The 23,726-nt window shown below is 66.5% G+C and carries 21 protein-coding genes; 8 read left to right on the top strand and 13 right to left on the bottom strand.

Annotated elements, in window-relative coordinates:
- Positions 1 to 44: 44 nt before the first annotated feature.
- From CAG29_RS16490 to CAG29_RS16460, 7 genes are all read right to left on the bottom strand, one after another.
- Positions 45 to 1,016 (bottom strand): spore coat U domain-containing protein, encoded by a 972-nt coding sequence (locus CAG29_RS16490; protein WP_085637700.1) that lies wholly within the window; start codon positions 1,014 to 1,016, stop codon positions 45 to 47.
- Positions 1,013 to 3,370, bottom strand: coding sequence for a fimbria/pilus outer membrane usher protein (locus CAG29_RS16485; protein ID WP_085694822.1), 2,358 nt, complete (start codon positions 3,368 to 3,370; stop codon positions 1,013 to 1,015). The genes CAG29_RS16490 and CAG29_RS16485 overlap by 4 nt, the downstream gene beginning before the upstream one ends.
- An 82-nt stretch (positions 3,371 to 3,452) precedes the next feature.
- Complete coding sequence (locus CAG29_RS16480; RefSeq protein WP_085656393.1) at positions 3,453 to 4,235, bottom strand: molecular chaperone; 783 nt, start codon at positions 4,233 to 4,235, stop codon at positions 3,453 to 3,455.
- Positions 4,236 to 4,269: 34 nt separating this feature from the next.
- A complete protein-coding gene (locus CAG29_RS16475) occupies positions 4,270 to 4,770 on the bottom strand; it encodes a spore coat U domain-containing protein (protein WP_085579683.1) in 501 nt (166 codons plus the stop codon).
- A 3-nt stretch (positions 4,771 to 4,773) separates the two neighbouring features.
- The gene (locus CAG29_RS16470) at positions 4,774 to 5,310 is read right to left on the bottom strand and encodes a spore coat protein U domain-containing protein (RefSeq protein ID WP_085579681.1); all 537 of its coding nucleotides are present in this window, start codon (positions 5,308 to 5,310) and stop codon (positions 4,774 to 4,776) included.
- Between the two features lie 19 nt (positions 5,311 to 5,329).
- Positions 5,330 to 5,863, bottom strand: a complete 534-nt coding sequence (locus CAG29_RS16465) for a spore coat U domain-containing protein (protein ID WP_085694821.1) — start codon at positions 5,861 to 5,863, stop codon at positions 5,330 to 5,332.
- 116 nt (positions 5,864 to 5,979) lie between these two features.
- Complete coding sequence (locus CAG29_RS16460) at positions 5,980 to 6,513, bottom strand: spore coat U domain-containing protein (RefSeq protein ID WP_371857679.1); 534 nt, start codon at positions 6,511 to 6,513, stop codon at positions 5,980 to 5,982.
- 279 nt (positions 6,514 to 6,792) lie between these two features.
- Between CAG29_RS16460 and zapE the strand changes: the two genes are divergently transcribed.
- Together zapE and CAG29_RS16450 are read left to right on the top strand one after the other, a co-directional pair.
- Positions 6,793 to 7,923: a cell division protein ZapE gene (gene zapE, locus CAG29_RS16455; protein ID WP_085579677.1), complete on the top strand. Its 1,131-nt coding sequence runs from the start codon at positions 6,793 to 6,795 to the stop codon at positions 7,921 to 7,923.
- 209 nt (positions 7,924 to 8,132) lie between these two features.
- Positions 8,133 to 9,446, top strand: coding sequence for a leucine-rich repeat-containing protein kinase family protein (locus CAG29_RS16450; protein ID WP_085694820.1), 1,314 nt, complete (start codon positions 8,133 to 8,135; stop codon positions 9,444 to 9,446).
- Positions 9,447 to 9,557: 111 nt separating this feature from the next.
- On the opposite strand, the gene CAG29_RS16445 is transcribed toward CAG29_RS16450, so the two are convergent.
- Positions 9,558 to 10,262, bottom strand: coding sequence for a YebC/PmpR family DNA-binding transcriptional regulator (locus CAG29_RS16445; protein ID WP_085579673.1), 705 nt, complete (start codon positions 10,260 to 10,262; stop codon positions 9,558 to 9,560).
- A gap of 221 nt (positions 10,263 to 10,483) precedes the next feature.
- On the opposite strand from CAG29_RS16445, the gene CAG29_RS16440 reads away from it, so the two are divergent.
- Positions 10,484 to 11,887, top strand: coding sequence for a type VI secretion system Vgr family protein (locus CAG29_RS16440; RefSeq protein ID WP_085637706.1), 1,404 nt, complete (start codon positions 10,484 to 10,486; stop codon positions 11,885 to 11,887).
- A 19-nt stretch (positions 11,888 to 11,906) separates the two neighbouring features.
- Here the strand turns inward: CAG29_RS16440 and CAG29_RS16435 are convergent, their stop codons facing one another.
- Positions 11,907 to 12,767, bottom strand: a complete 861-nt coding sequence (locus tag CAG29_RS16435) for a LysR substrate-binding domain-containing protein (protein WP_085579669.1) — start codon at positions 12,765 to 12,767, stop codon at positions 11,907 to 11,909.
- Positions 12,768 to 12,879: 112 nt separating this feature from the next.
- On the opposite strand from CAG29_RS16435, the gene CAG29_RS16430 reads away from it, so the two are divergent.
- Both CAG29_RS16430 and phnX read left to right on the top strand, forming a co-directional pair.
- On the top strand, positions 12,880 to 13,989 hold the full coding sequence (locus CAG29_RS16430) for a 2-aminoethylphosphonate--pyruvate transaminase (RefSeq protein ID WP_085694819.1): 1,110 nt from the start codon (positions 12,880 to 12,882) through the stop codon (positions 13,987 to 13,989).
- A 141-nt stretch (positions 13,990 to 14,130) separates the two neighbouring features.
- Positions 14,131 to 14,958, top strand: coding sequence for a phosphonoacetaldehyde hydrolase (gene phnX / locus CAG29_RS16425; RefSeq protein WP_085656395.1), 828 nt, complete (start codon positions 14,131 to 14,133; stop codon positions 14,956 to 14,958).
- A gap of 126 nt (positions 14,959 to 15,084) precedes the next feature.
- Here phnX and CAG29_RS28270 read toward each other — a convergent pair whose 3' ends face one another.
- Positions 15,085 to 15,747: a hypothetical protein gene (locus CAG29_RS28270; RefSeq protein WP_139831502.1), complete on the bottom strand. Its 663-nt coding sequence runs from the start codon at positions 15,745 to 15,747 to the stop codon at positions 15,085 to 15,087.
- Between the two features lie 322 nt (positions 15,748 to 16,069).
- On the opposite strand from CAG29_RS28270, the gene CAG29_RS16410 reads away from it, so the two are divergent.
- Complete coding sequence (locus CAG29_RS16410) at positions 16,070 to 16,618, top strand: cytochrome b (protein ID WP_085694817.1); 549 nt, start codon at positions 16,070 to 16,072, stop codon at positions 16,616 to 16,618.
- Between the two features lie 33 nt (positions 16,619 to 16,651).
- On the opposite strand, the gene CAG29_RS16405 is transcribed toward CAG29_RS16410, so the two are convergent.
- The gene (locus CAG29_RS16405; protein WP_085694816.1) at positions 16,652 to 17,575 is read right to left on the bottom strand and encodes a 1-aminocyclopropane-1-carboxylate deaminase/D-cysteine desulfhydrase; all 924 of its coding nucleotides are present in this window, start codon (positions 17,573 to 17,575) and stop codon (positions 16,652 to 16,654) included.
- Between the two features lie 347 nt (positions 17,576 to 17,922).
- A complete protein-coding gene (locus tag CAG29_RS16400) occupies positions 17,923 to 19,962 on the bottom strand; it encodes an FAD-dependent oxidoreductase (protein WP_085630612.1) in 2,040 nt (679 codons plus the stop codon).
- A gap of 206 nt (positions 19,963 to 20,168) precedes the next feature.
- Here CAG29_RS16400 and CAG29_RS16395 point away from each other — a divergent pair, with 206 nt between their 5' ends.
- Both CAG29_RS16395 and CAG29_RS16390 read left to right on the top strand, forming a co-directional pair.
- On the top strand, positions 20,169 to 21,299 hold the full coding sequence (locus CAG29_RS16395) for a nitrilase-related carbon-nitrogen hydrolase (RefSeq protein WP_085637825.1): 1,131 nt from the start codon (positions 20,169 to 20,171) through the stop codon (positions 21,297 to 21,299).
- A 2-nt stretch (positions 21,300 to 21,301) separates the two neighbouring features.
- Positions 21,302 to 22,342 (top strand): AraC family transcriptional regulator, encoded by a 1,041-nt coding sequence (locus CAG29_RS16390; protein WP_085579654.1) that lies wholly within the window; start codon positions 21,302 to 21,304, stop codon positions 22,340 to 22,342.
- A gap of 286 nt (positions 22,343 to 22,628) precedes the next feature.
- Here CAG29_RS16390 and CAG29_RS16385 read toward each other — a convergent pair whose 3' ends face one another.
- A complete protein-coding gene (locus tag CAG29_RS16385) occupies positions 22,629 to 23,504 on the bottom strand; it encodes a DUF2242 domain-containing protein (protein WP_085630616.1) in 876 nt (291 codons plus the stop codon).
- Between the last annotated feature and the right edge of the window lie 222 nt (positions 23,505 to 23,726).

Genomic DNA, 23,726 nt, shown 5'->3' with positions numbered 1-23,726 from the left:
GCACCTGCCCCATCGCCGGCCGACGCCCGCAAAATCCCCCCGATTCAGAACCCCACATCCAGCACCACATTGTCCAGGTACGTCCCGGCCGGCGGCGTGGTCTGGTCGGTGTAGACCTTGGCGTTGTAGTTGAAGACCTGGCTGCCGGTGCCCAGCCCGTTGCCGGGATTGACCTCGGCGTCGCTGCTGGCCCGGCGGGCGGCGCCGACGCTGCCCCAGCGGGTGGTGCCGGCGCTCTTGAAGATGTCGTAGGCCAGGTAGTTGCCGCCTGAGACCATCCGCCGCCGCCCGCCGGCGCTGACCGGGTTCTGCCCGTCGCTCAGGCCCACGGTGTAAGCGCTGCCCTTGGTGCAGGCCAGGTTGATGGTCTGCCCGGTCACCGGGGCAAAGGCGCTGACCACCGGCGCGCTGCCGAAGGCGATGTTCGGCGCGGTGATGGTGCAGTCGTTGGCCACGGTCATGTTCACCGTCAGCGTGGTGGTGCCGCTGGCGATGTCGCGCCCCAGGCAGAGGCCGCCGATGCCGATGCCGGAGCAGTAGTTCCAGCTCCAGAAGATGCTCAGGGTCTCGCTGTACGTCCCCGCCGCGACGTTGCTGCCGATCGTCGTGCCGAAATACAGCGGCACGGTCTTGGGCGTCGTGCCGTTGAGCAGGCCGAGGGCATCGATGATGCCGTTGCGGGCGAAGTCGTAGGCAGTGCCGCGGGTCAACGGGTAACTGGTGCTGTTGTTGGCGTAGATTGTGTAGCCGATGACATCGCCGGTGGGTCCGAGCAGGCCGCTCTGGGTCGAGGTGACCGTTGCCCAGAAATGATCGTTGCTGGCCAGCAGCGACAGCAGCGAACCGGTGCAACTCAGGCCGGCGTTCAAGGTCGAGCCCGGCTGCGACGTGGTGCGCACGGAAATCGAACTGACCGTGCCGAACGCCACCGGGACGGTGCTGACCACCGAACACAACGCGTGGGCCACGCCCGGCAGCATCAGCGCCAGCCACAGGCAGATCCGCGCGCCGCTCATTGGCACACCAGCGGGCCGATCAGCGGCACCTGATCCTGGTTCACGTCCACGCCGAACTGCGCCTTGCAGGTCTTGCCGCCCGCCAGCGTCACGTGCAGCGAGTTCTCCGCCGACAGGTTCTCCAGGTACACCAGCCCGTCCCAGCCGACCACCGTGCGGGCGCCGCTCTGCTCATGCAGCACGCCGCTGCCCAGCGGCAGCTCGCGCTGCTGCGCGTCCACCAGCACGACGCTCGCGGCGACCACCCGGCTCAGCGGGAACTCCAGCAGATAGCCGCTGCCCCGGCGTACGGCGATGCGCTGCTCGACATTCGGGCTGCGCACGTTGGCCGGCAGGTTCAACGGGTCGATTTCGTACTTGCCGCGGTAGTAGGCGCTGCTCCACGGCACCAGCAGGTGGCCGTTGCGGTCGGTGCGGCCGACCTGCTGATTTTCGTAGCGCACCGGAATGTCGGCGAAACCGTCGGTGCTGACCACCACGAACGCATCGTCGATGCGGTTGGCGGCGAACACCTGGTGGTCCATCCACACCAGCGACCCGCTGGCATCGGCCCAGCGGGTCTCGGCCTCGGACGTGCCGTAGACCCCGGCCTGCAACTGCACCGACTGCAGGCGCCAGGTCAGGTCCGCCTGCCGGTAATCGGCGCCGTCGCCCCTGGCGTAGCCGAGGTTGAAGCCCACGCCGCCCTCGATCGGCACCGCGCGGCTGAAGTTGACCCGTTGCTGCGACTGCCCGGTCTTGCTGCGCTCGCTGCTGACCGCCAGGCTGCCGTACAGGTCGAACGGGATCACCAATTGCGCCTGCACCGCCCAGTTGCTGTCGCCGATCTCGCGGTTGGCCGACAGATAGAAACTGCTGTTGCGCCACAGCGGCTTGCTCCACGTCAGGTTGAGCAACCGGGTACGTGTGTCGTCCGCCGCGCGGATGTCGAAATACCCGGCGCCGAGGCTGCCCCAGCGCTCCAGGTTGACGCTCAGGGTCGCCTGTTCGCTGCGCCGGCTCAGGCTGGCGTAAGGGGTGTCGATCACGCTCAGGTCGGCGTACCGGTCGCGGCGTTGCAGCCGTTGCCAGGAAAAGCTGTAGCGCTGGCTGCTGTACTGGTAGCCCACGCTCAATTGCTGGCCGGTGTCGCCGTCGAACCGGCTTTGGCTGACCGCCGTGTTGAGCACCCCGAAGTTGCCCAGCCGAAGGTTGCCGCCGACGCCGCCCAGCGTCAGCGCCTCGGCGGCTTCGGCATGGCTTTCCAGGGTGAACGCGTCACTGACGCCATACCGCAGGCTGCCCGAGGTCACGCCCGGCCCGTAGCTGAAATCCTTCAGGCCGTAATCACGGCGCAAGGTGCCGGCGGACACCGAGAAATCACTGAGGCCCTTCTGCAGCAGGCTGCTGGTGACATAGAACGGCACGGTGGTCGAGACCTGCCGGCCCAGGGCATCGGTGGTCACCACCACCGCCTCGCCCGCACCGTTGATGAACGGAATGTTGGTCAGGGTGTACGGCCCCGGCTGCAGGTCGGCGCTGCTGGATTTGTAGCCGTTGATGAACAGGTCCACCGAGGACGGCACCGCCGCCTCGCCGGCGAACTGCGGCAGCGGGTAGGTCACCAGGTCCGGGCGCACGGCGAAATCCCTGGAGAACTGAACGCCGCCCAGGCGCACGGAACTGCTCCAGGGCAACGCGCCGCTGACCACGTCGCCGGCTTCGTAGGTCAGCATCCGGTCGTCGTCGGAATAGCGCCAGGCGGTGTCGTAGCGCAGGTAACCGTTGTCCAGGGAACCCACCGCATCGCCCGACAGCGTGCGCCGGTACTGCCCGGTGTTGGACAACGTGCCCCAACTGTCGAACACCCGCACTTCGTTCCACGCCGCCAGGTAAGTGCCGGCGTCGTCAGTGTCGTTGAGGTACAGGTCGTAGTTGAACAGCGCCCCGAAACTGCTCAGCGCCGGGGTGCGCGGGTAGGCTTGGCGGTTGCCCACGAATTGCTCCGGCAGCCAGTCCGGCGGCACGTCGAGCAGCAACCGCTGGCCGGCGCTGTCGTATTCGCTGTGCAGCCCCGGCAAGCCGTCGAGGTCGACCTCGGTGCCCAGCCCTTGCGGCAGGTCCATGCCGGTCTCGCGCAGCGTCGCGACCGGCACGTACAAACGCCCGCCGCGCTGCTCGACCGCCACCACCCGTCCGGTGTTCATCCGGTTCACCACCAGATCCAGAAACAGCTGCGCATCGCTCACGGCCTCCATGCCGCTGGGAGGCGGCGGCAGTTCGCCGGCCCCGGCCAGATCAACGAACACCAGGCAACACGCGCCGGTCATGAGCCACAACGGACGCAGGATACGTCGAGCCCATCCCGGACTCATTCGCGCTTCACGTCCATCAATGGACTGGTTCCTCCTGATACCGCCACATCCCGTAACGGATTTCACTCACCCCACCGGCCCGCTACCGCGTCGGGGCGATGCTCTGCACCTGCGTCGCACCATTGACGCGCACCTGCAACGCCGCCTCCCCTCCCGGCGGCACCGGTGCCGGCCAGCGCATCACGGCACCGGGCAACACATAGCCCAACAGCCCTTCGGCCAAGGCCCTGCTTTGCCCGCCCTGACGCAACGCCACATCGGTCAACCGCGCATGCACCGCTCCCTGGTTGCGCACCTCCACGAAAGGCCGGCCGTCCACCGCCACCGTGCGCCAGCTCAACTGCGGCACGCCGATGCCCTTGGGGTCGCGCTGGCGCGTGCTGTCCTCCTTGCTCCACAATCCGGCGCCGTAGGCGAACAGCGGCACCGAGTAACGCATCTGAAAGCGGATCGCCGCCGCGGTCTTGCCGTCTTCGGCAGCGGGCGGCAAGGCCGACGGGATTTCGTCGATGATGATCCGGTACGCCAGCTCCTGACCGGGCGGGACGTCCTGGGTGCGGGTCAGGCGCACCAGTTGCTTCTGCCCCGGTTCGATCTTCGCCACCGGCGGGCTGCCGATCACTTCGCGCTGGTTGCGGTACTGCTCCTCGAACCCGCTCTGGCTCCAGCCGAACACGCGGATCTGCAGGTTGGCGGTTTCATTGCCGCGGTTTTCCAGCCACAGCGCGCTGGCCTGCTGATCGGCCTCCAGCACCGGGTCGATGGGCCAGATCAGCACCGAACTGGCGGCCTGCGCCTTGAGCGCCGCGGCCAATGCCAGCAGCGGCATCACCCAAAACCGATGCCGTGACGTGAATGCCCCCATGTGACTGCTCCTTGTCGGCCGTCCGAACGCCGTGTCACCACGACAGCTGCACCTGCAGCACGTCGCTGTAAGTCCCCCCAGGCTGATTGCCCGGCAATTGCACCCGGCCGTAGATCGGCAGGCTGATGTTGTTCGCGTCGCTGTAGGTCACCGCCACGCTCTGACCGATGCCCAGGCTCTGGCTGTAGGCGGCATCGCGAAACAGCGAGTAGGCCACCCGCGCACTGCCGCTGTTGAGCTGCAGGTTGCGCCCGCCGCTGCTGTACAGCCCACCGTCGACGGTCATGTTCAGCGCCACCCCCGGCGTGCACTGCAACTGCACGCCCCCCGTCAGCGCCACCTGCACCGTGCCGGTGGCCAGGGCCGAACTCGAACCGAAATTCAAGGCGCCGTAGTTCGACACGCCGCCCACCACCAGGCAGCCCGGCGTCACCGTGGCGCTGACCTGGAAGCTCTGGCTGGTCACCGCCGCCAACGGCAACGGCACGCCGCACCCGCAGAGCAGGAGCAGTGCCGTCCAGCCCTGCCGGCCCATGGGCTAGAACGTCAGTTCGACGGAAATGGTGTCGGTGTAGGTGCCCGCCGGCAGTCCGGCCTTGCCCACCGCCTGACCGTAGATGTTCACGGTCTGGGCCACGCCAGTGCTGGCGGCGAGGTTGATGGTGCCGTCGATGGCCAGCAACTGCGAATGCCCCGCGTCGGTGTACAGGTCGTAGGGCACGTAGTTGGCGACGCCGTCGTACAGCGCCCGCGTTCCCCCGGCGGACTGCCCGTCGTGGGCGCCGGCCCGCACCTTGACCACCGGCGTGGTGCCGGCCGAACAGAGGATCGACAACGCACCGCCCCCGCCGCCCAGCACCTGCCCGGTGGCGGTGGTGAACAGGCTGTTGCTGGTGCCGAAGTTCAGGGCGCCGAAGTTCAGGCCGGACGAACCGCCCGAGCCGTTCACCTGGCAGCTGCTGATCAGGATCAGGCTGGAGGTGATCTGACCGGTGACCGTGGTGGCGGCGCCGGCGCTGGAGGCCAGCGTCAGGCCGAGCAGCGACAGGCCTATCCTTGATGCAAACGTACGCATGGTGTCCTTCCTCTACGGTTTACCAGTCGAGCGTCACCGTCAGGGTGTCGGTATAGACACCGGCAGGCAGCGCACGGGTGTTCGCCACCACCGAGCCAAACACCGGGATGGGTATCTGCGCACCGCTGGTGACAGCGAAATTGTGTTGTTGGCCGATGCTGTAGCTCTGGTGGCCCGAGGCATCGAGGAACAGTTGATAGGGAATGGTCTGACGGCCGTTGCTCAAGCGCCGGGTATTGCCGTCGCCGTGGGCACCGCCGTCGATGGTCACGGTGAAGCCGGTCACCGAGGGGTTGCAGGCGACATTGAGCCGACCGCTGCCCTGCTGGTCGATGCTGGCCTTGAGCGGGGCGTCCCAGGTCGGCCCCTGCCGGCCGAAGTCCAGCGAGCCGAAACCGTCGGCGGGGCCGCCGGGGCTCGCGGCGTTGGTCACCTCGCAACCGGCGATCAGGGTCAGCCGCGCATGGATCTGCCCGCTGACCACCGCCTGCGCATCCTCGGCGAGCCACAGCAACCCGCCTGCGGCCACCATCAGCCAGTGCTTGCTTGTCATCGCGTGCGTCCCTACTCCTTCAGGTGGTTTCATCACCGCGCCCGACCTTGAGCGCCCTTCCCTTCGCACCCGAATCCGTCGGGCCCTTTACCGGTTGTCCTGCTGCGGACCGTCGCCTACCAGGTGACCGTCACCTTGATCAGATCCGAATAGCGACTGACCCGCGGCACCTCCGCCAGCCGTTCTATCCGCGCATACAGCGGAAGCTCCACCGTGCCGCTGTCCGGCACCCGCCCGCCGAGCGGCACGTTCACACCCAGCGGCACTTGCCGTGCGGCATCCCGGTACAGGCGATAAGGGATGGGTTTGCCGCCCGATGTCCCTGCCAGGTAGCGCACGTCGCCGACGCCGCCATGGAGCCCCCCGTCGATGCGGATCTGGTACGGCGTGTCCGGGTTGCATTCCAGCCGCGGCAATCGCCGGTCGGCGAGCGCAGCCCCCAGCGGCCCCGCCGGATCGTCCAGGCGTGCGGTGCTGCCGAAGTCCAGCACACCCGCTTGGCCGATGCCTGCCTCGCGTGGCTGGCCGATCAGGCGGCAACCGCGCTGCACGTCGACCCGCACCTCGACCTGCAGGTCGGCGGCTGGCAGCGGCGCCGCCAGTGCCCACAACGCGATCGTTTTCCATGCCGTCTTCAGTGCTGCCTTCACGGCCCTGATCCCTGTACGCGACCTGTGCGTCGCAACTGTGTTGAAGGTTAGCAATGGACGACGATTCCGCCAGTCGATTGGATCCAGCGTTCTGACGGGATTTGTTTCGAAAGATTGGCGAACGGTCGACAGTTGCCGCTATGAAAACCTGTACCCGCCGCAAGATGCTGTCCAACATCGGCGTTGCGCCGATGAACCGTGGTGGAAGGCAAACTACCCGTCTGGTTACACTACGCCGCCGAGCTCGGGGAGCCGGCCTGACCACGGAGAGCCCCCACAGTGTCCGCCCAACCGCCCGAACGCCCGCGCCTGACCCATCGCTGGTCGGCGCTGCGCCGCTTGTTCGGCAAGGGTGCCCCGGCCGGTGCCGGCCATTGCGCCGGTGCCCAGGCGATCCGCGACTACTTCCGGCACAAGGCCCACGGCCAGGGCTATACCCTCAGCCACAGCCAGCAGCGGGTCATCGACTGCATGGCGCGGCAAGCGGGCCTGTTGCTCGGCGCGACCGCGCAGACCCCGCCCAGCCTGTACCTCCACGGCGCCGTGGGGCGCGGCAAGAGCTGGCTGCTCGACGGTTTCTTCCAGGCGCTGCCGACCGAACGCAAGCGGCGCCTGCACTTCCATGAATTCTTCGCGCAACTGCATCAAGGCATGTTCAGCCACCGCGCGCAGGACGACGCCCTGGCCGCCACCCTGGACGACCTGCTGCACGGTTGCCGGGTGGTGTGCTTCGACGAATTCCATGTGCACGACATCGGCGATGCGATGCTCATCGCCCGTTTGTTCAAGGCCCTGTTCGAACGCGGCACCGTGCTGCTGGTGACGTCCAACTACCCGCCCGAAGGCTTGCTGCCCAACCCGCTGTACCACGCCCGGTTCAAGCCGGTGATCGATCTGATCAACGCGCGCATGCAGGTCATGGAAGTCGGCGGCCCCCATGATTACCGCAGCCAGGCCCGTCAGCACGCGCATCAGATATTCACCCAAGGCCATTACGTCTGGCCGGCGACCCCGGCGCAGCGCGAACGCCTGGGCCTGCCGCCGCGCGACGCCAAGCCGCAGCCATTGGCGGTGGGCAGCCGGCACGTCCGGGCCTGGCTGCTGGACCGGCGCCGCGTCGGCTTCACCTTCAGCGACCTGTGCGAACAGCCCACGGCGGTCATGGACTACCTGGAGCTGTGCCGGCGCTTCGACCACTGGATCATCGACGACCTGCCGGAGCTGGGCGAATGCTCCATCGCAGCCCAGCAGCGCTTCATCAACCTGATCGACGTGCTCTACGACCAAGACAAGCACCTGACGCTGCTGGGAAGCCTGCCCCTGCGCGAAAGCCTCGGCGGCCACGCCACCGACCTGGCCCGCACCCGCAGCCGGCTGGGGCAGCTGTCGGAAGTGCACGATCCCGCCTGAGCGGAGCAGGTTCCCTTGCATGAGCGGACTTGCCCGCGAAAACGGCGACAAGTTCGGCATCGATGCGCCAGACAGGTCGCCATCGCCAGCAGGCTGGCTCCCACAGGGAAGCTTCATGAGCCACAACACTGCGCCGGTTCCGATCTGCCGTTATCATGTCGCCCATTTCCGGTGCCCCGCGCGCCTTCCCTCTCAAAGCGGAACTGTTCATGCACACCCTTGCTCAATTGCGCGCCGGCGAGTTGTCGGGCATCACCCGGCTGGACCTTTGCGAAGGCCTGACCGAATTTCCCCGCGAGATCTTCGAGCTGGCGGACAGCCTGGAGGTGCTCAACCTCAGCGGCAATGCCTTGAGCAGCCTGCCGGACGACCTGCACCGCCTGCACCGCCTGCGGATCCTGTTCTGCTCCGACAACCGCTTCACCGAGCTGCCGGCCTGCGTCGGCCGCTGCGACACCCTGTCGATGGTCGGCTTCAAGGCCAACCGCATCACCCATGTGCCGGGCGCGGCGCTGCCGCCGAACCTGCGCTGGCTGATCCTCACCGACAACCGCATCGAGACCCTGCCGGACGAGCTGGGCGAGCGGCCCGCGCTGCAGAAACTGTTGCTGGCCGGCAACCGCCTCACCCGACTGCCGTCGAGCATGCAGGCCTGCCATCGGCTGGAGCTGATTCGCATCGCCGCCAACCGCTTCACCGAACTGCCGCAATGGCTGCTGACCCTGCCGGCCCTGACCTGGCTGGCCTACGCCGGCAATCCGCTGGAGACCGAGGCGGACTCGGCCGCGCTCGACGCAACGCCGGTGATCGACTGGTCGGCGCTGCGCCTTGAGCACAAGCTCGGCGAAGGCGCTTCAGGGGTCATCTCACGGGCGCTCTGGCAACGTGACGGTCAGTCGGACACGCCGGTGGCGGTCAAGCTCTACAAAGGGGAAATGACCAGCGACGGCTCGCCGCTGCATGAGATGAACGCCTGCATCACCGCCGGCCGACACCCGAACCTGATCCGCGTCGAAGGGCGCATCGGCCACCATCCGGAAGGTGCGCAAGGGCTGGTGATGCAACTGATCGATCCGCACTACCGCAACCTGGCCGCCTTGCCGAGCCTGGCGTCCTGCTCGCGGGACGTGTATGCCGACGACTGCCGATTCCATGCCGACGCCGCCCTGCGGGTCGCCCGCGGCATCGCATCGGTGGCCGAGCATCTGCACGGGCACGGCATCACCCATGGCGACCTCTACGGGCACAACATTCTGTTGAACGGTCAGGGCGATTGCCTGCTGGGGGACTTCGGTGCGGCGTCGTTCCATGCCACCGAGGACAACCTGGAGACCCGCGCGCTGCAACGCATCGAAGTGCGTTCGTTCGGGATCTTGCTGGGTGAATTGCTGGAGCGGATCGACTCGGGGTTGAGCGATGAACGGCGCGCGGCGCTTCAGGCGCTGGAGCAGCGCTGCTGCCAGCCGGACGTGCTGTCGCGGCCAGGCTTCAGCGAAGTGACGGCGCTGCTCGACAAACTGTGAACACTTGATCGTGTGGCGAGGGAACTTGCTCCCGTCGGACGGCGAGGCCGTCCCGGAAAGAGGCGACCGCTGCGCAGTCGAGCGGGAGCAAGCTCCCGCGCCACAGGCTGATCAGCCGGCCAGGCCGACGAACATGTCCTGCACGTCGTCGTGGTTGTCGAGGCCTTCCAGGAACGCTTCGACTTCGGCCATCTGCTCGGCGCTCAGGCCGCTGACCGGGTTCTTCGGCTGGTAGCCCAGCTTGGCCGACAGCACGGTGAAGCCTTGCTCCGGCAGGGCTTTCTGCACGGCGTCGAGGTCGGTCGGATCGGTCAGGAACAGGGTCGCGCCCTCTTCAGCCGGCTCGAAATCCTGGGCACCGGCCTCGATGGCGGCCATTTCCGGATCGGCGTCCGGGGTGTCCGGCGACGCTTCGATCATGCCGACATGGTTGAAGTCCCACGACACCGAACCGGAAGCGCCCAGTTGACCCTTGCGGAAGGCCACGCGGATTTCCGCGACGGTGCGGTTGACGTTGTCGGTGACGCACTCGACGATCAGCGGCACCTGGTGCGGGGCGAAACCTTCGTAGGTCACGCGGTGGTACTGCACGGTCTCGCCCAGCAGGCCTGCGCCTTTCTTGATGGCGCGGTCCAGGGTTTCCTTGGGCATCGAGGCTTTCTTGGCCTGTTCGACCACCAGACGCAGGTGTGCGTTGGTGGCGGTATCGGCACCGTTGCGGGCAGCGATGGTGATTTCCTTCACCAGTTTGCCGAAGATCTTGCCCTTGGCGTTGGCTGCCGCTTCTTTGTGTTTAACCTTCCACTGTGCGCCCATTACTCACTCTCTTGATCTGTGGCGCCGAGACATCTATTGGCCGACGCAGGGGGCCAAGTTTATACGGCCTAAAGTCGGCAATCGACCAAAAAATCCATCGGCGGAATCGACATCTTCACCACTGCTTGTAGGGCGATTCGGAAAAGCCGGTTTGCCATGTCCATTCAGCACCACGGTTTCGTACCCTTTCACGCCCGTACCGTTCGACAGAATCGCCGCCCATGCACAACGACAAGGAAAGTCCCTTCACCCTGACATTGGCCGATGGCGCCCTGACGCTGCCGGTCTTGCGGTTCAGCGGCCGGGAAGCGCTGAACCAACCCTACCGCTTCGAGGTGGAAGCCATCGGCGTGACATCGGCCCTGGCGCCCGACGCCTTGCTGCACCAGCCGGCCTTTCTGAGGCTCAATGACCACCAAGGCATCCACGGCACGATACACAGCGTCGGCTGCGAACACCGGGCCGTCCACCAGACCGGTTATCGGCTGGTGCTGGTGCCGCACCTGCAACGGCTCGACCAGGCGGCCCGCCGTCGGGTCTTCGTGAACCACAGCGTGCCGGCGATCATCGAGCGGCTGTTGGCCGAGCATCGCCTGCCGGCCGCCGGTTACCGCCTGGAAATGACGGTGGGGCAGTACCCGCCGCGCCCGTTCTGCATCCAGTACGAGGAAACCGACCTGGCGCTGTTGCAGCGCCTGTGCGAGGAAGAAGGCATTCACTTTCACTTCGAACACCGGTGCGACGGCCATGTCGCCGTGTTCGCCGACGACAGCCTGAGCCTGCCGCCGGCGCCGGCGACCGTTGCGTTCGGCGCACAGGCCGGTGCGCCCCCTTCTGCCATCCGCGTTCTGTTCCAACGCCATGACGCGGTCTGCCCGCCCATGCCGCCCACTGTTCTCGAACGGGGGCACGGCAATTCAGACGGTGCAGCCGCCAACCATACGGTGCCGCCCCTGCCGACAGCGCCGGGCACTCGGTCTGCCGAGGCCCTCCATGCCGATCAACGCAGCCGTCGCCATCTGCAGCGCCAACGTTGCGCAAACCGCTGCATCCAGGGCCAAAGCGATGCGACCGAACTGCGCAGCGGCCATCTGCTGCTGGTGGCGGATCACCCGATGAGCACCTTCAACGAACAGTGGCTCATCACGGAACTGCGCCACCAAGGCCGGCAGCCGTCGATCCTGCAACCGGCGTCGCTCCCCCGTCATTACCGCAACGATTTCACCGCGCAACCCTGGTCGACCGAATACCGCCCGCCCCAGACCCGGCCCCGCCCCCGTATCCCGGGGTTTCAGCCGGCGCAAGTCGTCGGTGCGCCCGGAGCGCCTGCGCAGCTGGACGAACAGGGGTGCATGGCCGTGCACCTGTGGCCTGAGCAATGCCACGGCGCCGAACCCGGCGTCCTGTGGCTGGCGATCGCTTCGGCCACGGCCGCGGGCCAGATTGCCTGCGAACATTTGCCCTGCGCCGGCAGCCGGGTTTGGGTGAGTTTCCTGGACAGCGACCCGGACCGGCCGATTGTGTTTCTGGACGCCTGCCACACCCGGCCTGCGCCTTGCGTCACGCCTGCACCGGCCGACGGATTGCTGCTGGATTGGCTGCTCAACCGCGCGGCGCCTTCTTGAACGGTGCCGACGCTTTCTCTCAGGCCGGCGCGAGCGCCAGAAACGCCTGGATCAGACGCAGTTCCCGCCGCCGCTCCAGGCAGCCGATCATGTGCCGGTTCTCCAGCCCGTCCCCGGCCAGCGGCAGCGCCACCACCCGCGGGTCATGGCTGACCTCCACCGACGAGACCACGCCGACGCCCAGGTTCGCCGCCACCGCCTCGGTCACCGCTTCGCGGCTGTCCAGTTCCAGCAGCACCCGCGGCTGAACCGAGGCCTGCGCGCACGCGCCGTCGAAAGTGCGCCGGGTGATCGAGCCCGGCTCCCGCAGCACCATGATGACCTGATCCAACTCCTTGAGCGTCACGGCGCCCGAACGCACCGACCAAGGGTGCCCCGCCGGCACCAGCGCACAGATCCGAGACTCGCTCAACGCCTGCAAATGCAGGCCCTTGCGCGGTTCGACCTCGGTCAGCACCGCCACGTCGGCATGCTCGGACAGCAACGCGGCCAGGGTTTCCTGAGCATTGCCCAGGCGCAGGTTCACCGTGATTCCCGGGTAACGCTCCCGCAGCCTGGCCAGCATCGGCATGACCAGGTGCGGGCCGTCCGCCGCCACTTCCAGCCGGCCGGTGAGCAACTGGCGGTTGGCTTCGAGCATCACCTGGGCCTCCTCGGCGAGGCTGAACATGGCCCGGGTGATCGCCGCCAGCCGGGTGCCCTCTTCGGTCAGTTCGACCCGCCGCGCAGTGCGCCGCACCAGGGTGATCTGGTAGTGCTCCTCCAGCGCCTTGATGTGCCCGGTGACCGCCGGCTGACTGATGAACAGCCGTGCGGCGGCCCGGGTGAAACTGCCTTCCCGGGCCACAGCGTCGAAGGCCCGGAGCTGGAACAGGTTCATGGATAACCCTCGCTGATGACTGGCATAACAACAAACAATTTGATTGATGGGCCGCCGAATTGCAACGTATGCCCCGTAGCTTCAGCCCACAGCACCCGCGCGAGGACACCCCATGAGTACCGCCGCCCCGATCCTGCTCACCCCAGGCCCGTTGACCACTTCGGCCCGCACCCGCCAGGCCCTGCTGGTGGACTGGGGTTCGTGGGACGAAGGCTTCAACCGGCTGACCGCCAGCCTCTGCGAACAGCTGCTGGCAATCGTCAACGGTGCCGACACGCATCACTGCGTGCCCCTGCAAGGCAGCGGCACGTTCGCCGTCGAAGCCGCCATCGGCACGCTGGTGCCCCGCGACGGCAAGGTGCTGGTGCTGATCAACGGCGCTTACGGCAAGCGTCTGGCGAAGATCTGCGAAGTCCTCGGCCGCCCGTTCAGCACCTTCGAAACCGCCGAAGACGAACCGACCACCGCCGCCGACGTCGACCGCCTGCTGCGCGCCGACGTCGCCATCACCCACGTGGCGCTGATCCACTGCGAAACCAGCACCGGCATCCTCAACCCGCTCGCGGACATCGCCGACGTCGTGCACCGCCACGGCAAACGCCTGATCGTCGATGCCATGAGTTCGTTCGGCGCCCTGCCGGTGGACGCGCAGCAGGTGCCGTTCGACGCACTGATCGCCGCCTCCGGCAAATGCCTGGAGGGCGTGCCGGGCATGGGTTTTGTGTTCGTCCGCAAGGAATCCCTGAGCGCTGCCGCCGGCAATTCCCACTCTCTGGCGATGGATCTGGCCGACCAGCACGTTTACAGGATGAAAACCGGCCAGTGGCGCTTCACCCCGCCGACCCATGTGGTCGCGGCGCTGCACGAAGCGCTGCTGCAATACAACGAAGAAGGCGGTCTGCCGGCGCGCCATGCGCGTTACGCCGCCAACTGCCGGGCGCTGCTGGACGGGATGGCCGGGCTGGGCCTGCGCAGTTTCCTGCCCGCCGCGATCCAGGCCCCGGTCATCGCCACCTTCCACGCGCCGAAGGATCCGCGCTACCGGTTCCAGGCGTTCTATGAACGAGTCAAGGCCAAGGGTTTCATCCTCTATCCCGGCAAGCTGACCCAGGTCGAGACGTTCCGCGTCGGCTGCATCGGCCATGTCACCCCGGCGCAGATGCGCGAGGCCGTTGCCGCCGTGGACGAAGCGCTGCGCGAAATGGAAGTCTTCGACATCTGACCCTCACCCCACCGCCCTTGCAGGCACGAGCCTGCTCGCGATGGCGGCCCGACATCCGCCGTCGGTGCCGACTGACCCGGCCCCATCGCGAGCGGTTCCGCGCCTACCTTTGAATCGCAACGCCAGCACAGGATTCCCATCATGAACTACACCGCCCCAACCCGCCTGCAAGCCGCCATCCTCGACTGGGCCGGCACCGTGGTCGACTTCGGCTCCTTCGCCCCCACCCAGATCTTCGTCGAGGCCTTCGCCGAGTTCGACGTCCAGGTCTCCATCGAAGAGGCCCGCGGGCCGATGGGCATGGGCAAGTGGGATCACATCCGCACCCTGTGCGACCTGCCGCAGGTCGCCGAGCGCTATCGCAAAGCGTTCGGCCGCGTCCCGACCGACGACGACGTGACCGCCATCTACAACCGCTTCATGCCGTTGCAGATCGAGAAGATCGCCGAACACTCGGCGCTGATCCCCGGCGCGCTGGACACCATCGCCCACTTGCGCGGGCAAGGGATCCGAATCGGCTCCTGCTCCGGCTATCCGAAGCAGGTGATGGACAAGGTCGCGGCCCTGGCCGCCGCCAACGGCTACGTCGCCGACCACGTGGTGGCCACCGACGAAGTGCCCAACGGCCGTCCTTGGCCGGCACAGGCCCTGGCCAACGTGATCGCGCTGGGCATCGAGGACGTCGCCGCCTGCGTGAAGATCGACGACACCGTGCCGGGCATCCTCGAGGGCCGCCGCGCCGGGATGTGGACCGTGGCGCTGACCTGCTCCGGCAACGCGCTGGGGCTGGACTACGCAGGCTTCCGCGCCCTGGACAGCCAGACGCTCGCCAGCGAACGCAAGCGCATCCACGCCCTGTTCGAGGGTTCGCGCCCGCACTACCTGATCGACACCATCAACGACCTGCCCCCGGTGATCGCCGACATCAACCGGCGCCTGGCCAAAGGCGAGATGCCGCAGGGCCAATAAGCCTCAAAAAGCAAGAAGCACCACCCGAAACTTACATCGGGCGGTGCTCGTTAGTTGGTTTAAAGCCAAGTATCTTGTGATTTCGAGTCACTCTACAGAGAGGCTCAATCAAACCAGCAAGTTGCCTCAGCCGTCATAACCAAGACCCTCCGGATATTTGATGGAGCCATCGGCAAGTTGCTCTGTTCCATCAGCCCAGACAATGCGTCCATCGGGATATTCAACCGTATCGTCCGGCCAGACGATTCGTCCGTCAGGATACTCGACCCGTCCGTCCGCGTGCTGAACGATCCCGTCCGGACGAGTCACTGCACTCTGTTGCGCGTTGACCACACTGCCGTCGGTCAGCGTCACCGAGCCATCTTGGTTTTTCCGGCTGCCAAGGGCGTTGATCAAATTGATCACGGCCACCGGATCCACATTGACATTCAGTGTCGGCCACGGCATCGGTGGCCTGGCATTGACCGGCGCCACTGGCGGCTTGCCGCCCGGTGCCCCAGGCTTGACCGGCACCGTAGGTTTGGCGGGAGGCTTGACCGGCGGCGCCGGCTTGACGGGGGCGGGTTTCACGGGGGTGGGTTTGACCGGCGGTTTCGTCGGGGGCACAGGCGGCTTGACCGGCGGCTTCGTCGGGGACACAGGTGGCTTGACCACCGGCTTGCTGGGCGACGTCACTGGGGGCTTGGGTGCAGAGCCCGTCGGCTTGGGCCGCGACAGCGGTGGCTTGGCCATCGCTCTTTTATGCAGAAGTTCCTTTTGTTTCTTATCGAGAAAGATACTGACAGTCATTTTAAAATCCCTTTATTTGATTAATGGCGCCTACGCTGGCGTCAATTCAATCAGTGCCAAACAACTTGCACCGACGACTGAGCACAACTTAATCGCTTGGCCGGCATCGTTCAAATCTCCCCATATACAAAACATGACCAACAACCTGTTACATCCAACATCATCCTAATATAACTGCCCCCTACAACTGACACTTCCTCCTGCCGGGCTTATGACAAAAACCTTAAACAATCTCAGGCGAAACCACGCCGACGCGATTACAGTTAAGGCATGCCGTCACAGAAAACGGCGCGCGTTGGCCCTGACCGTGAGGAAACAAGGTATGCCCTGGACAAGTTCCGAATCACGCTACAGCACTGTGTCAGTCCTGTTGCACTGGTTGATGCTCGCGCTGTTGGTGCTGGTGTACGCCAGCATGGAATTGCGCGGTTTCTTTCCCAAGGGCAGCGGCGGCCGCACGCTGATCCGCGAAGTGCACTACATGCTCGGCCTCACCGTGTTCGTGCTGGTGTGGTTCCGCCTGCTGGCCCGCAGCCTGGGCCCGGCACCGAAGATCTTTCCCGCGTCGCCGCAATGGCAGACCGCCCTCGCCCGGCTGATGCACTGGTTGCTGTACCTGTTCATGATCGCCATGCCGATCCTCGGCTGGCTGATCACCAGCGCCGAGGGCCATCAAGTGATGTTCTACGGTTTCGACCTGCCGCTGCTGGTGCATGAAGACAAGACGTTCGCCAAACAGGTGGAGCACTGGCATGTGCTGATCGGCAACATCGGCTACGGGCTGATCGGGGTGCATGCGCTGGCGGGGCTTTATCACCACTACGTGGTGGGCGACAACACGCTGCTGTGGATGATGCCCAAGCGCGGGTGATCGCCGCCGGGCGATTGCTTCGTTCGAAAGCGCTCAGCGCACCGCGAATCCCCTGCGCCCCTGCAATCCGCCAGTATGCACGAACACCAGCCGCGCGCCGGCGGGAAACCGGCCGGCCTTAACGGACTGTTCAAGCGCGAACAACGCCTTGCCGGTGTACAGCGGTTCCAGCGGAACGCCGCAGGCCTGCTCCGTGCGTTCGATGAACGCCAGCAAGGCCGCATCGACCTTGGCGAACCCGCCGCGGCTGGCGTCGATCAACGCGTAGAGCGGACTGTCCAGCCCGGCCTCGCGGACGATCGCCTCGACCTGCGGCGCCACGCCGTGATCGTCCGGTACCGCCAGCGCGCCGTGCACCGGTCGGGCACCCGCCTCGGCCAGCACCAGCCCGGCCAGGGTAGTGCCGGTGCCGCAGGCCAGCCACCACCCGTCGAAGCCGTCCCAACCGAGCGCGCCGAGCTGCGCGTCCACCTGTTCCTTCAACGCTGCGCAGCCCCGCGCGCCCGCCAGCCCTCCGCCGCCCTCCGGCACCGCCTGCAGCGTCGGATACTGCGCCCGCCATGGCGCCCAGAACCCCGGCTCATGCCGCGCCCGGTAACCGCCATAGCCGAGCCAGTGCAGTTGCATGCCGAAGGCCTTCAGATCGGTCACGGTGGGCGTGTCCTGCGGATGCCCGCGCAACAGGCCGACCGTGGCGAACCCCAGGCGCTTGCCCGCAGCGGCCAAGGCATGCAGATGATTGGAGTGGGCACCGCCGAGGCTGATGATGCCTTCGGCACCGGCCCGGTCGGCGGCCTTGAGGTGTTCGATGAGCTTGAACCACTTGTTGCCGCTGATCAGCGGGTCGATGCGGTCCAGGCGCAGGATCGCCGCCTCTATGCCGGCGCGGGCGAGCCAGTCGAGCTGCAGCCTTTGGAGCGGGGCCTGGGCGAGCCAGTCGGAGGGGGGAAGAAACATCGGTGCCGGTTCCGGAGAAAGAGCCGGCATCTTAAAGCAACTGTCTGGATCCTGCCGCGCGGCGCCCTCGCGGGCGAACCCACTTCCACAAGAGATCAGTGTTGCCCACGCATCTCATGGACGTCACGCAACCCTGTGGGAGCAACTGTCTTGCTTCTGTCCTGCGGCGCCTTGAATGACGCCTTCGCTGGCAAGTCGAGTCGTCGCACCGCAGCTCCCACAGGGAGCTTGGTGGATACAAAAATTGTGACCACTGCAAAACCCTGTGGGAGCGGGCTTGCCCCGAGCGGCGATCCGACGATGGCGTCAGCCCAACCAACCGCTGAGCTGAATGTCCGAACGCTCTGTCAGATCTCGGCCGCCAGGCGCGAGCCCTGGTTGATCGCCCGCTTGGCGTCCAGCTCCGCCGCCACATCGGCGCCGCCGATCAGGTGCACGCTCTGCCCCGCCTCGACCAGACCGTCGTGCAGCTCGCGCAGCGGATCCTGGCCCGCGCAGATCACCACGTTGTCCACCGCCAGCACCTGCGGCTCGCCGGTCTCGCCGATGCGGATGTGCAGGCCTTCGTCGTCGATCTTCAGGTACTCGACGCTATTGAGCATCTGCACCTGCTTGTTCTTCAGACCGGTGCGGTGAATCCAGCCGGTGGTCTTGCCCAGGCCGTCGCCGACCTTGGATTTCTTGCGTTGCAGCAGGAACACCTCACGGGCCGGCGCATGGGGCGCAGCCTTGATCCCGGCCACGCCGCCGCGGGCCTCCAGGTGCGCATCGATGCCCCACTCCTTCCAGAACGCGGCACGGTCCTGGCTGGTGGCCACGCCTTCGTGCACCAGGAATTCCGACACGTCGAAACCGATGCCGCCGGCGCCGATCACCGCGACGCGCTTGCCGACCGGCTTGCGCTCCAGCAGCACATCCAGGTAGCTCAGCACCTTGCCGTTCTCGACGCCCGGGATCGCCGGCACCCGCGGCGCAATGCCGGTGGCCAGGATGATCTCGTCGTAGCCGCCGTCCACCAGTTGCGCCACATCGACGCGGGTGTTCAGGCACAGCTCGACATGCGTGGTCTGCAGCTTGCGCTTGAAGTAGCGCAGGGTCTCGTAGAATTCTTCTTTGCCCGGCACGCGCTTGGCGACGTTGAACTGGCCGCCGATCTCGCTGGCCGAATCGAACAGCGTCACCTGATGCCCGCGCTCGGCGGCCACCGTGGCGGCCGACAGCCCGGCAGGCCCTGCGCCGACCACGGCGATCTTCTTGACCTGCCGCACCGGCACATAGTTGAGCTCGGTTTCGTGGCAGGCGCGCGGGTTGACCAGGCAACTGGTGAGCTTGCCGCCGAAGGTGTGGTCCAGGCACGCCTGGTTGCAGCCGATGCAGGTGTTGATCTCGTCGGCACGGCCTTCGGCGGCCTTGTTGACGAAGTCGGGGTCGGCCAGGAACGGACGGGCCATCGACACCATGTCGGCATCGCCCTCGGCGAGGATCTGCTCGGCGACTTCCGGGGTGTTGATGCGGTTGGTGGTGATCAGCGGAATGCTCACCGACCCGCGCAGCTTGGCCGTGACCTTGCTGAACGCGGCGCGCGGCACCTTGGTGGCGATGGTCGGGATCCGCGCTTCGTGCCAGCCGATACCGGTGTTGATGATGGTCGCACCGGCCTGCTCGATGGCCTTGGCCAGTTGGACGATCTCTTCCCAGGTGCTGCCGCCCTCGACCAGGTCGAGCATCGACAGGCGGAAAATGATGATGAAGTTCGGGCCGACCGCCTCACGCACCCGGCGCACGATCTCCACCGGCAGGCGCATGCGGTTCTCGTAGCTGCCGCCCCAGCGGTCGGTGCGGTGATTGGTGTGGGCCGCCAGGAACTGGTTGATGAAGTAGCCTTCGGAACCCATGATTTCCACGCCGTCGTATTCGGCGGTCTGGGCCAGCACCGAGCAGGTGACAAAGTCGCGGATCTGCTTCTCGATGCCTTCCTCGTCCAGCTCTTTGGGCTTGAACGGGTTGATCGGCGCCTGGATCGCGCTCGGCGCGACCTGCTTGGGGCTGTAGGCGTAACGGCCGGCATGGAGGATCTGCATGCAGATCTTGCCCCCCGCCTCGTGCACGGCGCGGGTGACGATGCGGTGCTTGAGCGCCTCTTCTTCGGTGGTCAGCTTGGCCGCGCCGGAGTACACGCCGCCCTCGTCGTTCGGACCGATGCCGCCGGTGACCATCAGGCCCACGCCGCCACGGGCACGCTCGGCGAAATAGGCCGCCATGCGCTCGAAACCGCCCGGCTTCTCTTCAAGGCCGGTGTGCATCGAGCCCATGAGGGTGCGGTTGCGCAACGTGGTGAATCCCAGGTCCAGCGGGGCCAGCAGGTGCGGGTAGTGAGCGGCGGTCATCGGTAACTCCACAGCGAGCGTTCACGGAAAAGTGCGGGAGCTCTGCGTCCCCCGTCAGTCATGTTCGACAGACTAAGAGTCGCATCCCTGTCACTCAATGACCGTAACTGACAAGTTATTGATCCAAATGCGCAGCGGCCCTTGGCAAGCACCGGCGCGGGCCCTACCCTAGTCGCACACCCTGCACCCGGCTGTCGTTGGTCTTCATGCGCAAACTTCTGTACCTAACTTTTTCCATGGTCATCATCGCCGCCCTTGCCTGGTACGCGATGTGGACCGCCGACCGCCCGATGGGCCATTACCTGTCGGACCTGCGCATCCGGCTGGCGGTCGACCAGGGCACCCCCGCCGACCGGGGCAACCTGCTGGGGATCCAGCCGGAGCTGTTCCCCACCGACTACCAAAGCACCGAGCGCCTGCACCGCAAGCTCGCCGCCTATCTGCAACAGGCCCAGGACCAAGGCCTGCTCAACGAGAAGACTGTGGTGGTGCTGCCCGAGCACGTCGGCACCTGGCTGATGATCAGCGGCGAGAAAGACGAGCTGTACCAGGCCGCCACCCTCCCCGAAGCCATGAACTGGCTGGCGGCGAGCAACCCCTTGCAGTTCGCCCGCGCCTGGCTCAGCGCCCGGGGCGACAGCCGGCTGGACGACGCCCACCTGCGCATGAAGTCCCGGGCCATGGCCCGGGACTATCAGGCCCTGTTCGGCGGCCTGGCCAAGGAGTTCCGCGTCACCCTGGTGGCCGGCTCGATCGTGCTGCCGGAACCCAGCGTCATCGACGGCCAGCTCAAGGCCGGCGGCGGCGCGCTGTTCAACAGCAGCGTGGTGTTCGGCCGCGACGGCGCGCCGATCGGCCAGCCGCAGCGGCAGATGCGCCCGATCTTCGAGCAGAGCGAAACCGGACCCTCGCAGGCCCCGTCACCGGTCACGGTGGTCGACACGCCCGCCGGGCGCCTCGGCGTGCTGATCGGCAACGACAGCTGGTATCCGGACAACTACCGCAGGCTCGACGAACAAGGCGCACAACTGGTGGCGGTGCCCGCCTTCGTCGTCGGCCATGGCGCCTGGGAACTGCCCTGGCGCGGCTATCAGGGGGCGGACGCACCGCACTCGGTGCCTCTCAAGCCCGGCGAGGTCAGCGAAGGCCAGGCCTGGCACCGCCTGACGCTCACCGCGCAGTCGCCCGGCAGCCGTGCGGCGGCCGGCATCAGCGTGTTCCTGCGCGGCCAGTTCTGGGACAAACCGGCCACCGGCCAAAGTTTCCTGAGCAGCAACGGCCAGCAATTCACCGACGGCGACGCCCGCGGCGCGCGCCTGCTCAACCTCTGGCTGTAGCCATGAAGCCGCTGCCGATGCGCCTCGGGGATCTGTCGGTGGGTTTCGTCCACAGCCTGGCCGACGCCATGCGCAGCCACGGCACCGACCCTCAGCCCCTGCTTGAACAGTACGGCCTGGATCCCGCCCGCCTCGCCGAGGCCGGCGCGCGCCTGTCGATCCCCCGCTACATGCGCCTGGGCCACGGGGCGATCCAGTTGACCGGCGATGCGGCGCTCGGCTTGCGCATGGGCCGGCTCAGCCGCCTCAGCCAGGCCGGGCTGGCCGGGGTCACGGCGGCCCAGGCGCCCACCGTGCGCGAAGCCGCCCGCTGCCTGATCCGCTTCGAAGCGCTGTACGGCTCCAACTACCGCGGCCAATCGAGCTTCCACGAAGACACCGACGGCGCCTGGCTGCGCTTCTACTCGATCAGCCCGTACAACGCCTACAACCGCTTCGTGGTGGACTCGATCATCGCCGGCTGGCTGCAGCAGCTCTCCAGCGTCAGCCCCGAACCGCTGCATGCGGAGCGGATCGAGATCGAGTTCGACGCGCCGGATTACCGTGAGGCCTACTCACAGCTCGGCGACTGTCCGATCCAGTTCGGCGCCCAGCAGAATCAGCTGCGCCTGAGCCTGGACAGCCTCGCCCGACGCAATCCGGAACACTGCCCGAGCACCTGGCGGCACCTGCTGCAATTGTGCGAAAGGGAGTTGGAGCAGCTGACCCGCACCCGCAGCCTGCGTGAACGCATCACGCAACTGCTGGGGCCGTTGCTCAATGGCGGCCGGGAACCCGACCTCGAAGAAGTGGCGGCACGCCTGAAGCTGCCGACCTGGACCCTGCGCCGCAAGCTGGCCGAGGAAGGCACGCAGTTTCGCGCCATTCTCAACGACACCCGCCGCGACTTGGCCATGACCTACATCCGCGACACCGAACTGGCGTTCGGCGAAATCGCCTACCTGCTGGGCTTCGCCTCAGCCGAAGCCTTCCAGCGCGCGTTCAAGCGCTGGACCGGCCAGACGCCGGGCGAGTTCCGCCGCAGTCACCGCAAGACGGCCTGAAGCGCCAGGCCGGTGCCTCAGAGCTCGGTGGCGTCTTCGGCCGGCTCCGGCGAGTCCAGTTCAAAGGCCTGCGACTCGAGCAGCTCTTCTTGATAGTCATCCATCGTGTGATCCCCCGCTTGCCGAAAATGGTCTGAAGAACAGACCCGTGCGCCGAGCTTAAAGTGCCCGCATGAAGGAAAAATGAAACACCGCCTTCATGAAACTAACGTAGCAGCCGGAGGGGAATTTATCGCGGTTTTTTGCGGCGCCGTTGCAGGAGCGGACCGACCCGCTCCTGCCCGTGTCACTGGCCGGCGGGCAGCGCCGAAATCGGCTCGGACGGCGGCGCCAGGTTTGCAGGGTTGGCCGGCGGCGTGACGGCCTCCGTGGCGGGCGCAGGTTCCGCGCTCGGCGACGGTGTGACCGGTGCCGTTTCGGCGGTCGGGGTCACCGGTTGCGCACTGACGGGCGTCGCCTCGGCCGGTGCTGGCGCCGCCTCAGGCGCAGCCGGCGTGGCCTGCACCGCCGGAGTGGGGGCCGGTGCCGCCACAGGCTCTGCGGCCGGTGCAGGCGTTTCGGCCGCCGGCGTCGTTTTGGCCTCAGGCACGCCCAGGTCGGTCTTCGGCTTCTCGGTGATGTGCGCTGCCTTCTTGGCGTCCGCCGGCAGGAACAGCTCGACCAACGTGAAGAAACGCTCATAGAACTTCTGCGACGACACCGTCTCGCTGGCCACCTTCACCATCGAATCGTCCGACGAGCCGATCGGCATCGACACCGAACCCAGCACGCCCACCCCCAGGCTGGCGGAGTTGTTGGTCTTCTTCAGCGCGTAGCGATCCTGCAGGGCGTTGGCGAACACCGTCGCGTGATGGCCGACGCTGCTGTCTTCGGCGCACACGACGTTGAAGCTGATTTCCAGGTGGCTCTCGCCGGTCTGCTGGAAACTCTTGTGGCCGCTGACCAGTTTCGGGTCGCTGCTGGTGATGATGTAGCCCTGGCTGAGCAACGCACGGCGCGCCGCTTCGCAACTGGCGGTGTCGCTCACCGGATAGTTGCGCGAGAACGTGCCTGAGTCATCGAAGTTCTCATGCTCGTAAACGGGCTTGTCCTTGGAGCAGCCGGCAGCGGCGGTCAGCAACAGCGCCAACCCGAAGAAACGCACGGGTATTGAATTCAACATTGAACATCCTGAGGGAAAAACGGTCCGGGGCGTATTGTGCATCAGATCGCCACCCCGCGGCGCATGGATTAGTGTCTTGAATCGGTTACAACTGTACCGGTCATGGGTGGCCGGAAAAAGTCGCACCGACAAACGTACGATGAAAAAACTGTCATCCGCCGCCCGGCGGAAACGAAAAGGCCCCGGATTCTCATCCGGGGCCTGACGTTTTGCGCTCAACCG

Origin of the sequence: Pseudomonas sp. B7(2017) (assembly GCF_002112745.1) — a bacterium.
In the GTDB taxonomy this organism is placed as follows: domain Bacteria; phylum Pseudomonadota; class Gammaproteobacteria; order Pseudomonadales; family Pseudomonadaceae; genus Aquipseudomonas; species Aquipseudomonas ekonensis.
Note: the sequence above shows the minus strand (reverse complement) of the source record. Positions and strands in the feature narration are given on the sequence as shown.